General features: G+C 63.3%; 11 protein-coding genes. 6 read left to right on the plus strand and 5 right to left on the minus strand.

Annotated features, from left to right (window positions below):
* The 4 genes from tssI to JAB1_RS25985 all read right to left on the minus strand — a co-directional run bounded on the left by tssI (window position 1) and on the right by JAB1_RS25985 (window position 5,980).
* Window positions 1-2,142: a type VI secretion system tip protein TssI/VgrG gene (tssI, locus tag JAB1_RS25970; protein ID WP_070282427.1), complete on the minus strand. Its 2,142-nt coding sequence runs from the start codon at window positions 2,140-2,142 to the stop codon at window positions 1-3.
* Window positions 2,143-2,219: 77 nt separating this feature from the next.
* Window positions 2,220-3,260, minus strand: coding sequence for a type VI secretion system baseplate subunit TssG (gene tssG, locus JAB1_RS25975; RefSeq protein WP_070282429.1), 1,041 nt, complete (start codon window positions 3,258-3,260; stop codon window positions 2,220-2,222).
* Window positions 3,224-5,089: a type VI secretion system baseplate subunit TssF gene (gene tssF / locus JAB1_RS25980; RefSeq protein ID WP_070282432.1), complete on the minus strand. Its 1,866-nt coding sequence runs from the start codon at window positions 5,087-5,089 to the stop codon at window positions 3,224-3,226. The genes tssG and tssF overlap by 37 nt, the downstream gene beginning before the upstream one ends.
* A 78-nt stretch (window positions 5,090-5,167) precedes the next feature.
* Window positions 5,168-5,980, minus strand: a complete 813-nt coding sequence (locus tag JAB1_RS25985) for an outer envelope protein (protein ID WP_139144702.1) — start codon at window positions 5,978-5,980, stop codon at window positions 5,168-5,170.
* A gap of 440 nt (window positions 5,981-6,420) precedes the next feature.
* On the opposite strand from JAB1_RS25985, the gene JAB1_RS25990 reads away from it, so the two are divergent.
* The 6 genes from JAB1_RS25990 to JAB1_RS26015 all read left to right on the plus strand — a co-directional run bounded on the left by JAB1_RS25990 (window position 6,421) and on the right by JAB1_RS26015 (window position 13,754).
* On the plus strand, window positions 6,421-7,935 hold the full coding sequence (locus JAB1_RS25990) for an ABC transporter ATP-binding protein (protein WP_070282436.1): 1,515 nt from the start codon (window positions 6,421-6,423) through the stop codon (window positions 7,933-7,935).
* A complete protein-coding gene (locus tag JAB1_RS25995; protein ID WP_070282438.1) occupies window positions 7,928-9,004 on the plus strand; it encodes an ABC transporter permease in 1,077 nt (358 codons plus the stop codon). The genes JAB1_RS25990 and JAB1_RS25995 overlap by 8 nt, the downstream gene beginning before the upstream one ends.
* Window positions 8,997-9,926, plus strand: coding sequence for an ABC transporter permease (locus JAB1_RS26000; protein ID WP_070282440.1), 930 nt, complete (start codon window positions 8,997-8,999; stop codon window positions 9,924-9,926). The genes JAB1_RS25995 and JAB1_RS26000 overlap by 8 nt, the downstream gene beginning before the upstream one ends.
* Before the next feature lie 21 nt (window positions 9,927-9,947).
* Entirely contained in the window at window positions 9,948-11,024 is a 1,077-nt protein-coding gene (locus JAB1_RS26005) for a BMP family ABC transporter substrate-binding protein (protein WP_070282442.1), read from the plus strand.
* A 115-nt stretch (window positions 11,025-11,139) separates the two neighbouring features.
* Entirely contained in the window at window positions 11,140-11,976 is an 837-nt protein-coding gene (locus tag JAB1_RS26010; protein ID WP_034784492.1) for an HDOD domain-containing protein, read from the plus strand.
* 137 nt (window positions 11,977-12,113) lie between these two features.
* Window positions 12,114-13,754, plus strand: coding sequence for a M28 family peptidase (locus JAB1_RS26015; RefSeq protein ID WP_070282444.1), 1,641 nt, complete (start codon window positions 12,114-12,116; stop codon window positions 13,752-13,754).
* 129 nt (window positions 13,755-13,883) lie between these two features.
* Here JAB1_RS26015 and JAB1_RS26020 read toward each other — a convergent pair whose 3' ends face one another.
* Window positions 13,884-15,113, minus strand: a complete 1,230-nt coding sequence (locus JAB1_RS26020; RefSeq protein ID WP_070282446.1) for an MFS transporter — start codon at window positions 15,111-15,113, stop codon at window positions 13,884-13,886.

Consider the following 15,113-nt stretch of genomic DNA (forward strand, 5'->3'; position numbering starts at 1 on the left):
TCAGCCCGGATTGTTGTCGATGTCGTCGCCATGGATCTGCACCTTCGATTTGCCGCGGATGATGATTTCATCGGCAACCAGTTCGATGCGGCCCGGTGTCATGGTGATGCTGGACGTGCCCACCGTCATCGTGTGCGAATCGGTGGCCGTGAGCGTACTGTCGGCGCCGACGATGACGCTTTTCGCCAGGCCGATCTGCTCCGCCTGCGCCAGCACCACGGTGGTGTTCATGGCGCCGATGACGGTGGTCTGGTAAGCGGCGCCGATGGTCAGCACCTTGGCCAGGCCGATGCTCTCTTCCTTGGCCAGGGTCACCCGTTCCGAACGGTGGCCGTCGATCTGCACCTGCTCGTTGCCGCCCACGTGTTCGCGGCGGTTGTCGCCGATGTCGATGTGTTCGTCATGGTCGACGCGCTCCCTGCGGTTGTTATGCACGGTGATGTCTTCATCGTGGTCCACGGTTTCCGTGCGGTCGCGCTTGACGTGCACGGTTTCATCGCGATCCACGGTTTTCCTGCGGTCATTGCCCACCCAGTGCGACTCATCATGTTCGACCTCGATGCGCTGGTCTTTTTCCGCATGCAGCCACAGTTCTTCCGCATCCTTGCGGTCTTCGAAACGCAAGGCGTTGGCGTGCGCGGCGGAACCCTTTTTGGAGGAACGGCTCAGCATGCCGCTTTGCGTCTTGTTCGCTGGCAAATCCCATGGCGGCATGTTGCGCGCGTTGTAGACGCAGCCGATGATGAGGGGCATGGCGACATTACCGTCAAGAAATTGCACGGCTACTTCCATGCCGACCCTGGGCAGGCTGATGTGGCCGAAATTCGGGCCGGCCCAGTTCGATATCACCCGTATCCACGGCGAACTTTTGTCATCGAAGGTGCCCAGGCGGTCCCAGTGAAATTGCAGCTTCACCCGTCCGTAACCATCCGTATGGATTTCCTCGCCGGGCGGCCCGACGACGGTGGCCGTCTGCACGCCATAGATCTTCGGTTCGCGGCTATGGAAGTTGCGTCCCGGGCGCCAGGGGATGGCGCGGGGGATGCAGGTAAATGTGTTGCTGTAGTGCGAGGTGGCGCCGTGCCCTTGCTGGTAGTTGTTGCTGGCATGGTGGTGCACGGAGAGGATCAGATATTCGCTGGCTGCACTGTCGAAATGCCCGCCCAGCGTGAACCAGCGTCCCGGTTGCGCCGTGCGGTCATTGCCTTGCGCTTCGAACAGCTGTCCCTGCGCGTCAACCTCTTCCATGCGGCGCCGCGCCAGCGCCTCGCCATCGTCGATGTTTTTAAAACCGTAGCTGCCCGTGTTTTCATACACTTCCAGCGATGGCACGGCACCCTGCCTGTTCAGCGAGTCGCGGCTGGCGCGGGCGCTGCGCGGGTTCTTGAAATTGAAGCTGGCTACCGTCATCTGGCTTGGCGCCATGCGCCGCACCGTGCTCCATTGATGCACGCCATCGTCTTCCAGGGATCCGGCCTGGTGCTGGAAGGGGATTTCGCTCAGATCGCCATCGATGGGCTTGCCTGTGGTGCTGTCGTCGGACAGCCACAAGGTGTGGCCGTCAAGACGGTGTTCGTAGCGGTAGTGCCAGCCCAGTTGCTCCCAATGGCGGTGCAGGAGGTTGTGGTCGCTCTCATTGTGCTGGCACGTGTAGGTGATGGCAGGGTCGAGGCCGCTGGCGGTCAGCTTGTAGTCGCGCATCAGGTAGTCATCGAAGACCTTGTCCGTCAGCGCCGCCACCGTCAAGCCGTGGAAGGCGACATTGTTTTGCCGCAAGTGCAGGTGCGACAGCCACGGTTCCAGCACCATTTCATAAAAGGCGAAGCCGCCGTCCGTGCGCAGGAAGCGGAATTCGAACACATAGCCATTGAAGTAGCGCAAGGTGCCGTCTTCGCGCACCAGTTCTATGCTCACCATCTTGCCCATCACCTTGTCGAGGGCGATGAGGGCATCGTCGGAGAGTACTTCCACCACATAGGAAAAATCGCGCGACAGGCTTTCGCTCGCGTCGAGGCTGTTGGCAAGTAACTGGATGCCGGCAGGCCCGTCGCCATGCGGAAACTGCAGGCGCAGCAGGCGCTGGCCCTGCATGTCGCCCGTTAATGCCGTCCATGCCGCCGTCGTATCGGGGAACAGGCTCATCGCGCATCGCTTCACGTTAGGGATCGTTGGCCGACTGTAGCAATAGCAAACACAAGCGTTTTGCGCGGCCGCAAGGATCAATCGTTGAATGAGGGCATCAATTGCATCTCGTAATGTTTGTCATCGCGGTGGCGTGGGGGGGCCGCACTGCCAAGGAAACTGTTGCAGCCCAGGCCGCCTTGTGGCGCGGTTGTCAATGCCGTCCCCCGCACATCGCTGGCGCGCAGCACCAGCACGATGTCGTAGCGCACGAGCGGCTGGCCGAACAGCATCAGCATGTGGCGCAATGCGTGGCTACCAGGGGCGCGCGGCAGGAAGCTGGCGTGCTGCTGCGCCGTGAGCGGACCGAGGCGCAGGCGTACGGCCAGGTCGGGACGGCGGCAGCGTTCGCCGACGAGGGCGCGTTGGCCCAGCATGGCATTTTCCATGCCCAACGCCGTTTGTTCGCGCGGCGCCAGCACGTCCATGGCGCCCGTCGCTTCGTCGATATGGCAAGGCACGCCGAAGTGGTCGCCGAGGATGCGCGCCATGACGATGGACGAGATGTTGTGCTGCTGTAGCAAGCCGCTGTACAAGCCGGCCGCTGCCTCATCTTGGCCTGGTTGGCATGCGGCCAGGGCCAGCAGGCGCGACAGGAAGTCCCCGCTGTGGCCGGCCTGCTCGATGCGGTATTTTTGCCAGGACTGGTAAAACAGGGCCACGGTACGGCTGGAAAACAGGTCGAGGAAAGCGCGCGGACTATTTTCGCGTTCGCTATGCTGGTGCGCGGCAATGCGCTCCGAATAGTGGCTGGGCAAGCTGCCTTGGCAGCCCAGGAGGCCCATGAAGGTGGGCGTGAGGTGGATGTGCTGGCCGTGACCGGACAGCAGCGCTTGCAGCAGGGCATCCGCATCGCCGATGCTGTTTGTTGTGAGCGTTTCGACCTGGCTGGCGGGAAAACGCAGCGAGACGCTGTTGTCGAAGCGTATGTGCTTTGCCAGCGCCGTGTGCTCATCGATACCGTGCTCGGCCAGCCACGCCAGCAGCAGGCGCAGTGCCTGGAAGCACTCGAAGCGCTGCGGCGCATCGAGCAAGTGCTGGATCACGCTGGCGTGGCGTCGGCGCTGCGTTCTGGGCATCGTAGGAGTTCCTCGCCGCTGCGATGAGACAGCAGCGTCAGTTGGCTAAAGCAGTTGAGCTGGCTGTTCAGGGCGAAATAGCGTTGCAGCACCTGGGCAAAAATATAGATGCTGCTGCCGACGAAGGCTTGCTCGTCGATGCCCAGGCGGATGGCGATGCCGGGCATCAGGGTGGGAAACGGGACCGTTGGCATCCACGCGCGCTTGCTGCCGTGCTCGAGCGTGACGATGCCCTGGATCAGGCGTTGCGTGGCGGGCGAGCGGGGCAGGTCGTACAGACTCAGCATTTTCTGGAATTCACCCAGGCCCGCCTGCGTCAGACTCGAGTAATTGAGCGACAGGTGCGCGATCAGGCGCCAGTGCGTGTCCGCCAGGAAACGCATGCTGGGTGACGGTTTGCGCAGGAAGCGCGCGGGGATGCCGTCGGGTACGTCCTCGGCCAGCAGGTCGCCGCCGGGCAAACCGTAGTGCAACTGCACGGGCAAGTCGCGGTTGCTGCACAGCAGTTGCGTCGAGACGGTGGCGCAGGCCGCGCTGCTTGGTGAAAACTGCGGGTCGATCAGGCTCAGGCGCATTTCGTGACCGGGACTGATGGCGGCCACGGTTTCGTCGCGGCGCGCCAGCCAGTACTGTCCATGCTCCTGACCTCGCTCCTGGCCATAGTCGGCCTGGGCGCCTTGCAGCGAGGCATACAACGGCAGGAAGCTGCTCAGGCGCTCGCCGGTCTCGTCCTTGCGCACTACGGTGACGGCTTCGATGCTGTGGATGTCATAGGCAAACGCATGCGTGGCATCGGCCACCAGCGCATAGTCGGGCTCGGTATGCGTGAGGCGGATCGGCACGCCGGATTTGGCAAACAGGTTGACGACGGGCGTGCAGCCCAGCAAGAGGTTGTCGCGGCTGACGCCGGACAAGAGCCGCGCTTCGTGGCTGTCGCTGCGCACGCCCTTGAGCGGCAGGTGCAAGGTGAACTGGCGGCACTGTTTTGGCAGCAGGGCAGCCAGCAGGGACCATCCGATATCGATGAAGTGAAATTTTTCCGGAAACGCAAAGTACTCGGTCAGCAGGCGCAGGGCCGGGTGGGAACGGGCGGAAATGGGGATCAGCGCATCGTCTTCCGCATAGCCGGCTGGCGCTAGCGGCGTGCCATCGACGGCTTGCCACGGGCTGTGTTCGTCCAGCGCCACGTACGCGCCCGCGCCGCGCAGGAACAGGGCGTCGAGCAAGGCCGCGCGCACGGATGGTTCGCCATCGGCAAACAGGCGCAGCCTGGCAAAATCCGGCTGATCCAGATGATAGTTGTCGCTGCTGCTGGTGAACTGAATGCTGAGCAAGGCGCTGGCGCCGGCGGGCAGACGCAGGCCGGGCGGCGCGTCGATGACAGGTGAGAAATGCAGGCGAGAAATGACCAGCGGCGCCAGGGTCACGTCATAGGTGCTCGTAAATTTGCAAGCTACGCCCTGCACCGGCTGCGAGCGCAGCACCGTGCCGCGCGCCACATGCGCCACCTGGTCCAGCTGGCCGCGGCCCGGTGCTTCGTCGGCGGCGATGCGTACGATGGAGCACGAGGGAAACGGCCGCAGGTAGTGCGGGTACAAGGTGTCGAGCAGGGAATGGGTAAATTGCGGATAGGCGTCGTCGAGGCGTTTGGCGACCCTGGCTGTGAGCAGGGCGACGGACTGGATCAGGCGTTCGACATGCGGGTCTTCGCAGGTTTCTCCGGCGATCAGCAGGCGCCCGGCCGCCTTCGGGTAGCGGCTGGAAAACTCGCGCGTGTACTGGCGGAACAGGCCCAGCTCGCGCTCGTAATATGGCAGTAGTTGTTCCACGGTCGCGCTCTCCGCCAGTGGGAAAGCTTCATGCTGGCATCAGGCGCGATCGTGGGTGTTGATGCGTAACAATGAATTTTAGAAATGGTACTCCGCGCGTATCATCGGCGTCTTTGCCGTCTGGCCCACATTGCCCGTGGTGGCGGGCGAGTTGCCGAACTTGTTCTTCCAGTACTGGTATTCGAGGCCCACGCGGAAGGTGTTCTTGGCGCTGCCCAGGGCCGCGCCCACGTCGTACATTACTTGCATGTCGATATTCGTTTCCACCGCCGTGTCGCGACCCACTTCATCCTTGCCTTTCGAGTCGATGAGGTTGAAGAAGCCTTCGAACGAGAACAGCGGCGACAGGGGAATGGCCCAGGCGCCCGTCAGCATGGCGTGCGTTTTATACGTGTAGCGGCCCGTCACCTGCGAGATGGGCGGGAAGGCGCCGCTGGGGGCGTTGCTTTCGCGCAGCAACAGCAGGCTGGTATTGAAGAAGCCGGGCACGTCCCACATCACGGTGGGGCCGGCCACCAGCATCCGCTTGCGCGAGTTGTAGCCGACGTCATTTTTCGTGTTGACGTCGAAGCCCAGGGTGACGCCGACGCCGCGCACGGGGCCGAACTTGATGTCGCTGCCGCGCACCTTGCCGATGTCGATGGTGTTGCGGTAGACCAGGTACGCCTCCTGTGCGCCCGACGTTTTGCCCAGTGCGCCAGGGTCCTTGCTGTCGGACATGAGGAAATCGAGGTTGACGAAATTGCTGCCGTATTTGTAGCCGCTGGCGTGCGTGATGGCAAAGATGTTTTTCTTGATGTCGTCCGGATTGAACGGCTCGCGGTAATCATTGCCGGCGCGCCAGCTCAGCGCGGTATCGCTCCATTCGGCAGCCTGGGCGGTCGCGCCCACGCCGAGGGTGGTAGTGAGGCAGAGCAACAGACACGGTATGTTTTTTGGCACTTTCGGCTCCTGATGGCGGTGTGGGAAAACGGGAACTGGGGATGGCTGGACGCGTAGTCTGCATGTAGCGCTGCAATGGGATAACGCGCGCCGTTCAATCCATGATGCGAGCATCGCCGCGCCGGGCGATATGTCTTGTGCGCATACTTACTATCAGTTCCTGCATATAATCATCGCACCTTCTCGTCCTTGCGGGGCAAGGCGGACGCTGCAAAGCTGATAATTTTTTTCAAAATTGTATACAGGTGTTGTTTTTTTGTGGAAATAGAAATGCACGCCGCCGCGCCCGCCCCCCAAGCGCCGCGGATGCCGATACGATAGAGACTGAGTGTTGATTTTTTCCACCGATCGGCATCCCGCATACCACGCAGCGAGGCACGAAAAAAACAATGACGGCACGCCTGGAACTCATCGATATCAGCAAGCGCTATCCGGCCGTGGTGGCCAATGACGGCATCTGTCTCACCGTCGCGCCCGGACAGATCCATGCCGTGCTTGGCGAAAACGGGGCCGGCAAATCGACCTTGATGAAAATCATCTATGGCGCCGTGCAGCCCGACGGCGGCCGCATCCTGTGGAATGGCCGCGAAGTGGACATCGCCAACCCGTCGGTCGCGCGGGCGCTGGGCATCGCCATGGTGTTCCAGCACTTTTCCCTGTTCGACACCTTGACCGTGACGGAAAACATCGCCCTCGGCTTGCCCGCCGGTACCAACATGGCGGAGCTGGCGCAGCGCATCAAAGCGACGGCGCGCCAGTACGGCCTGGATCTGGAGCCGCAGCGCCACGTGCACACGCTTTCCGTTGGAGAATGCCAGCGCGTGGAAATCGTGCGCGCACTGCTGGCCAAGCCGCAACTGCTGATCCTCGACGAACCGACTTCCGTGCTGACGCCGGGCGCCGTGGAAAAGCTGTTTACCACCTTGCGCCAGTTGGCCGCCGAAGGTTGCAGCATCCTGTACATCAGCCACAAGCTCGACGAGATCCGCGCCCTGTGCCACACCTGCACGGTGGTGCGCGCCGGCAAGAATGCAGGCGTGTGCGATCCTTCGCAAGAGTCGGCGGCCAGCCTGTCGCGCATGATGATCGGCGCCGAGCCGCCCGCCGTCACCCGCGTGGCGCGCACGCCCGGTACCGTCATGCTGAGCGTCAAGAATTTGCAGTTACCGAAGAGCCATCCGTTCGCCACGCAATTGATCGATATCAATTTCGACGTGCGCGCGGGAGAGATCGTCGGCATCGCGGGCGTGTCCGGCAATGGCCAGCAGGAATTGCTCGCCGCCCTGTCGGGCGAGGACATGCGCGCGGCCGCCGGCAGCATCGTCCTGAACGGCACGCCGGCGGGACGCTTGCCGCCGGGACGCCGGCGCGCCCTGGGCTTCGGCTTCGTGCCGGAGGAAAGGCTGGGGCGGGGCGCCGTGCCCGACATGGCGCTGGCCGACAACGTGCTGCTGAGTTTGCAGACACCAGCCACCATCCGCCACGGCTTCGTGCGCCACAAGGTCATTGCGCAGCGGGCGGCCGCCATCATCGCGCGCTTTCAGGTGAAGGCGGGCGGGCCGCAGGCGCTGGCGCGCAGCCTGTCGGGCGGCAACTTGCAGAAATACATAGTCGGACGCGAAGTCATGCGCGAACCCACCGTGCTGGTGGTGGCGCAGCCGACCTGGGGCGTGGACGTGGGCGCGGCCGCGCAAATCCGCGCCGAATTGCTGGCCTTGCGCGACTCTGGCTGCGCGCTGCTGGTCGTGTCGGAGGAGCTCGATGAATTGTTCGATATCAGCGACCGCTTGCTGGTGATGGCGAAGGGAAAGATTTCACCGTCGCTGGACGTGGGCGAAGCCAGCGTGGCGCTGGTGGGACAATGGATGAGCGGGCTGTGGCCGCAGGAGGCAATCCATGGCTAAGTTCGCCTTGCGCCTGGAAGCCCGTCCTTCTCCGTCGCGGCTGATGTCGTGGCTGTCGCCCGTGCTGGCCGTGCTGCTCACGGTGCTGTGCGGCGCGCTGCTGTTTCTTGCGCTGGGACACGATCCGCTGGCGGGACTGGCCGTCTTCTTTGTGGAACCCTTGCGCGACGCGCACGGCTGGTCCGAGCTGGGCATCAAGGTGGCGCCTTTGCTCCTGATCGCCGTTGGCCTGGCCATCTGCTTTCGCGCCAACATCTATAACATCGGCGCGGAAGGACAGCTGACCCTGGGCGCCATCTGCGGCGGCGCGGCGGCCCTTTACCTGGACGATGGCGTGGGCAGTACCGCCATCATCGGCGTGTCCTTGCTGGCCGGCATGGCGGGCGGCATGGCGTGGGCGGGACTGGTGGCCTGGCTGCGCGACCGCTACAACGCCAGCGAAATCCTCGTTTCGCTGATGCTGGTCTATATCGCCCAATTGCTGCTCAGCTATCTCGTGTATGGCGTGCTGCGCGATCCGGAAGGATTCAATTTTCCCCAGTCGAAACTGCTGTCGGACGGCTTGCTGTTGCCGATGGTGATCAGCGACACGCGCTTGCACGTAGGCATCGTGTTTGCCTTGCTGGCCTCGCTGGGCGGCTGGCTGTACTTATCCAGAAGCATTGCCGGCTTCCGCCTGCGCGTGGGCGGCATGGCGCCTGCCGCCGCCCGCTATGCGGGCTTTTCCTCGCGCAAGACCTTGTGGTCTTCCCTGCTGATCTGCGGCGCCCTGTCGGGCCTGGCGGGTGCGTGCGAAGTGCTGGGGCCGATGGGGCAGTTGACGCCCACGGTCTCGCCCGGCTACGGCTTTGCCGCCATCATCGTCGCCTTTGTCGGGCGCCTGCATCCGGTAGGCGTGATTTTCTCCAGCTTCGTCATGGCCCTGTTCTATATCGGCGGCGAACTGGCGCAGTCGCGCCTGGGCTTGCCCAGTGCGATCACGGGTGTGTTCCAGGGCATCTTGCTGTTCGCCTTGCTCGCTTGCGATGTGCTGATCCAATACAAATTGCGTTGGAGGAAACATGGATAACCTGTTGCTGACCATCGCGCCCCTGATCGCGGCCAGCATCAATGCGGGCACGCCGCTGATGCTCGCTGCGCTGGGGCTGCTCGTCAATGAAAAGGCGGGCGTGGTCAACCTGGGGGCGGAAGGCATGATGCTGGTCTCGGCCATCACGGGTTTTGCCGTGGCTGTCAACACGGGTAGCCCCACCCTGGGCTTTCTGGCGGGCGCGGGCGCCAGCATGCTGCTGTCCGGCTTCTTTGCCTGGATGACCGTGTGGCTGGGCACGAACCAGTACGCGACGGGCCTGGCCTTGTCGCTGTTCGGCGCGGGTGCGTCCACGTATATCGGCCTGAAATATGTGGGCAACAGCTTGCAGAATGGCCGCTTCGGCATCCCCTTCCTGGAAGATATTCCCGTGCTGGGCCCGGCCCTGTTCCGCCAGCATCCGATGGTGTATCTGTCGTTGCTGCTGTGCCTGGCTATCGCCTGGTTTTTGTACCGCACGCGGGCGGGCCTCGTGCTGCGCGCCGTGGGCGAGTCGCCCGCTTCCGCGCATGCGCTCGGCTACCCCGTGCGCCGCATCCGCCTGGCAGCCGTGCTGTTCGGCGGCGCCTGCTGCGGCCTGGCCGGCGCCTTTTTGTCGCTCGTCTACACGCCCCTGTGGGTCGAAGGCATGGTGGCGGGACGGGGCTGGATCGCGTTGGCGCTGACCACGTTTGCCACCTGGCGCCCTGCGCGCGTGGTGGGCGGCGCCTACCTGTTCGGCGGCATCACGATTCTGACCTTCCACGCGCAGGCGCTGGGCGTGCCCATCGCGTCGCAACTGCTGTCGATGCTGCCGTATGTGGCAGCCATCGTCGTGCTGGTTTTGATCTCCAGCAACGCCAACTACATCAAGCTCAATATGCCCGCTTCGCTGGGCAAGAATTTCAATCCGGGAAATTAATCACTCACCACAAGGAAAACCATGTCCAAGAAACTAGTATGCGCCGCCGTTTGCAGTGCTGTTTTGATGCCCGTCATGGCCGCCGCTCCCGCGACGGCGCCGCTGAATGTCGGCTTCGTGTATATCAGCCCCATCGGCGACGCAGGCTGGACCACCCAGCATGATCTGGCCCGCAAGGAAATGGAAAAGGCGCTGGGCGGCAAGATCACCACCAAATACGTGGAAAACGTGCCGGAAAGCGCCGATGCGGAACGGGTGATCCGCGACCTGGCGCAAACGGGTAGCAAGCTCGTCATCACAACCTCGTTCGGCTACATGAATCCCACCTTGAAAGTGGCGAAGCAATTTCCTAATGTGAAGTTCATTCATTTGACGGGCTACAAGACGGCCGTCAACGTGGCCAATACCAACGCCCGTTTCTACGAGGGCCGCTACCTGGCCGGCGTGTTGGCAGGCAAGATGAGCAAGACGCATGTGGCTGGCTACGTGGCGGCATTCCCGATCCCGGAAGTGTTGCAGGGTGTTAACGCTTTTACGCGCGGCATGCGCAGCGTCGACCCGAAGGCGGAAGTGAAAGTGGTGTGGGTGAATAGCTGGTTCGATCCGGGCAAGGAACGCGACGCGGCCATCACCCTGATCGGCCAGGGCGCCGACGTGGTTACCCACCACACGGATTCGACCGCCGTGGTGCAGGCGGCGGAAGAGAAGGGCAAGTACGCGATCGCCTACCATTCGGACATGAAAAAGTACGGGCCGAAGGCGCAGCTGGCTGCCGTCACCCACCATTGGGGCGACTACTATACGAAGCAGGCGCAAGCCGTGCTGGATGGCACGTGGAAGTCCAGCAGCACCTGGGGCGGCATCAAGGATGGCATGGTCAAGCTGGAAGGCATCAACGCCACAGTGCCGGCCGACGTGAAACAGTTTGTATTGGCACGCGAGAAAGACTTGGTAGCTGGCAAGCTCAATCCTTTCAGCGCGCCGATCAAGGATAACGATGGCAAGGTGCGCCTGGACAAAGGCGTGCTGGACGATGCGGCGCTGACGAAGATGGATTATTTTGTCGAAGGCGTGGCAGGAAAAGTTTCCGGAAAGTAATAGGTTTGAGTTTGAACTTGCTGTAATATTGCCGGAAACGGGAGCCGGGCCGGGAGCGCATTCCCGGCCCACCCACACAGCAGAGCCTGAACAGGCCCGTACCGGAGATTGACCCATGGACAGACTGGAAGTATTCAAGATTATCGCGCTGCAAGCGAGCAAGGGCGAGCTGACGTTCCCCGCCAACGTCAAGGCCACCTTGAAGCTGCAGGAAGCGCTGGACGACCCCGATTGCCATATCGAGGCGGCCGCCCGCATGGTCATGGCCGAACCGCTGCTGTCGGCGCGGGTCGTGGCATTGGCCAATTCGGCTGCCTACAACCGTTCCGGCAATGAAATCGCCAATGTGCGCGCGGCCGTTTCGCGCCTGGGCTTTGCCACCCTGAAATCGATGGTGGCATCCGTCATCGTGCGCCAGCTGGGCAGCCAGATTACCGACCCGCAATTGCGTGCCAAGGCGGCCAAGCTGTGGGAACACACGGCCCACGTGGCCGCGCTGAGCCAGGTAATCGCCAAGAAAGTCACGCATGTGGACGTGGAAACGGCCATGTTCGCCGCCATCGTGCACGAAGTGGGCGGCTTTTATCTGCTGTCGCGCGCCGAGGAATATCCGGGTTTGCTGGACGACAATACGGAAGACTGGATCGAATACGGCGAAAAACTGATCGGCCGCGGCGTGCTGCGCCAGTTGCAAGTGCCGGACATGGTCTTGCAGGCCGTGGAAGGCATGTGGCACGGCGGCAGTACGTTCCCGCCCCGCACCCTGGGCGCGACCCTGGTGCTGGCCAACGATCTGTCGCCCGTCGGCTCGCCCCTGCACCCGCCGGAAAGCGCCGCGCGGCGCCAGGCGGCCGCGAAGATCGACTTTGGCATCGGCGGCAGCACCTTGCACACCATCCTCGAGGAATCGGCGGAAGAGATCGAATCCCTGGCGGCCGCTTTGCTGGTCTGAACGTTTCCCCTGCAAAATCCCCGCCCTTGCCGCGGGGATTTTTTTCGTCCGCATTTTGATGCATCTTTCCCTATGGCATACAATCGCCGGCTCGGCCATCCGCCGGACTGAATGTCTCCTCTTACCCAAAGGATCTTATGCAGAAGCTGTTTTCTTCCCTGGCCGTCACGGCGCTCGCTTCCAGCCTGGCGCTGGCATTTTCCGCGCACGCCGCGGCGCCTGCCGCGCACGGCTTGCCCGTGGTGCAGGAAGCCCCGCTGCGCGCCCACCTGGCCTTCCTGTCCAACGATTTGCTGGAAGGCCGGGGCACGGGCCAGCGCGGCGCCGACCTGACGGTGGCCTACCTGGAAACCCAGGCGCAGATGACCGGACTGCAACCCGTGCGCGGCAACAGTTACCGCCAAAGCGTGCAGATCGCCGGCGTGAAATCCTTGCCACAAGACAGCAGCCTGCAAGCCGTGGCGGGCGGCAAGCCCGTGCCGCTGGCTTTCGGCCCGGACTGGGTCTGGGCCACGGGCGACTCCGTTGCCGCCCACACCTTCGATGCGTCGCTCGTGTTCGTCGGCTATGGCATCACGGCGCCGGAAGAAGGCTGGAACGATTTCAAGGGCGCCGATGTCAAAGGCAAGATCGTCGTCATGATGGTCAACGACCCGCAACCGACTAGTGCCGAGCCGAACCGCTTTGCCGGCAAGGCGCTGACCTATTACGGCCGCTGGACCTACAAATTCGAGGAAGCCAAGCGCCAGGGCGCGGCTGGCGTATTGCTGATCCACACGAAACCGTCCGCATCGTACGACTGGAGCGTGGTGCAGAACAGCTGGAGCGGCAGCGAGCGTTTCCAGTTGGCCGACCGCACGGCCGGCACGCCGCTGCAGGGCTGGATCGCGGAAGAGGCGGCGCGCCGCCTGTTCGCGGCCGGTGGGCTGGACCTGGACGCCTTGCGCGCGCAAGCGGAAAGCAAGGATTTCAAGGCCGTCGCCTTGAATGCCAAGCTGAGCGGCGAAATGAAGTCCGCCGTGCGCAAGGTGGAGCAATTCAATATCGCCGGCATGGTGCCGGGTACCGACCCGGCATTGAAGGATGAAGCCGTCATCTACAGCGGCCATTGGGACCACCTGGGCAAGCAAGGGGATACTGGCGACACCATCTACAACGGCGCCGTCGACAATGCATCGGGCACGGCCGGCTTGCTGGCCATGGCGCAGGAAGCCGTGAAAAAGCCTGCGAAGCGCACGCAGATTTTCCTGTGGGTGGCGGCCGAGGAACAAGGCTTGCTGGGCAGCGCCGCCTACGCGGCCGACCCCTTGTGGCCCTTGAACAAGACGGCCGCCGCGCTGAACCTGGACAGCCTGAACTTTGTCGGTGCCACGCATGATATCGGCGCGCAGGGCAGCGAGCGCACGGAGCTGGGCGCCATGGCGGCCACGGTGGCCAAAGCCATGGGCATGCATATCGCGCCAGCCCGTCCCGACCTGGCCGGCGGCTATTTCCGCAGCGACCATTTCAGCTTTGCCAAGGCGGGCGTGCCCGCGTTTTCCATCAATGGCGGACGCGAGTACATCAAGGACGTGGCAGCGTCGAAAGCCAAGGCGGCCGCGTATGGCCCCCGCTACCATCAGGTTACCGATGAGTACGATGCCAGCTGGGATTTGTCCGGCATGACGCAGCAGGCGCAATTTACCCTGAACCTGGGGCAGGCCGTGGCGAATGCCGCGAAGATGCCGGCCTGGAAGGCGGGCGATGCGTTTGGCAAGGCGCGTGAGCCAGCGAAGTAAGCACGTAAAAAAAACCGCTCGGTGGAGCGGTTTTTTTTTTAGGATCGTAGGTCGGATTAGCTCGAAGAGCGTCATCCGACAGTTGGCGCATCAGTGTCGGATGACGCGGCGTGCCGCCGTTAATTCGACCTACGTGATAGATGCCTGGGCGGCCCGTTCCAGCCTGCGCTGCGTGTGGCGGTACTTGCTCCACACGATCAGCATCAGCAGCGGCATGGCGCCGCCCACCATGCACAGGGCGGGCCAGCCGCCGGCGGCAAAGCTGGCGCTGGCCAGGGCCGAGCCTGCCGACGCGCCGATGAAGCCGCCCGCGATGAACACGGTGGTGACCCGCGCCCGCGCATGCGGCGCCAGTTTATAGATGATGGACTGGTGCGTCACTTGCAAGCCCATCACGCCCATGTCCAGCAGGACGATACCGATCAGCAGCAGCACCAGAGAATGGGCGCCAAAGCCGATCAATGCCCAGCCCGCGATGGAAGCCACGGCCAGCAGCCAGGTGGCCTGGCGCGCATAGCCGCGGTCAGCCATGCGGCCTGCCGTGTTGGCGGCAAAGGCGCCCGTGGCGCCGGCCAGGCCGAACAGGCCGATCTGCATTTCCGAGTAGTGGTACGGCGCGCCGCTGAGCAAAAAGGTCAGGCCCGTCCAGAACACGCTGAAGGTGCCCAGGCCCAGGCCCGAGAACAGGGCGCGCTGGCGCAGCAACGGTTCCTGGCGGATGATGTCGGCCAGCGAGGCCAGCAATTTTCCGTATTGCAGCTTGCCGCGTGGCGCCTCGTTCGGCAGGATGCGGCGCAGCATGACGAGCAGGGCCGCGACGACGATGGCGGCCAGAACGTAGACGGTGCGCCAGCCGCCGCTGATCTGCGACACGGTGCCGGATACGGTACGCGCCAGCAGAATCCCCAGCAACAAGCCCGTCATGACGGTGCCCACCATGCGGCCCCGGCTGTGGTCGGGCGCATACGAGGCCACCATGGCCGTGACCACCATCAAGGCGCTGGACGTGATCCCCATCAAGACGCTGGCGATGGCAAAGATAATAATGTTCTGGCTGGTGGCGGCCAGCAGCAGGGCGCCGATCTTGGCGATCAGCATCCACGTCAGCAACTGGCGGCGGTTCAGCACGTCGCTGAGGGGAACCAGGAACACGATGCCCAGCACATAGCCGATTTGCGTGGCCGTGACCAGGTAGCCCGCCTGCGGCACGCTGACGCCAAACGAGGCGGCCAGCATGGACGTCAGCGGCTGCACATAGTAGAGGCTGGCAACGAGCACGCCGGCGGACAGGGCGAACAACAGGATGCGGGTCGACGTCAGCAGGGCGCTGGCATCGACGGTGGATGGTGCAGATTTCAT

Source organism: Janthinobacterium sp. MP5059B (assembly GCF_001758645.1).
GTDB lineage: Bacteria > Pseudomonadota > Gammaproteobacteria > Burkholderiales > Burkholderiaceae_D > Janthinobacterium > Janthinobacterium lividum.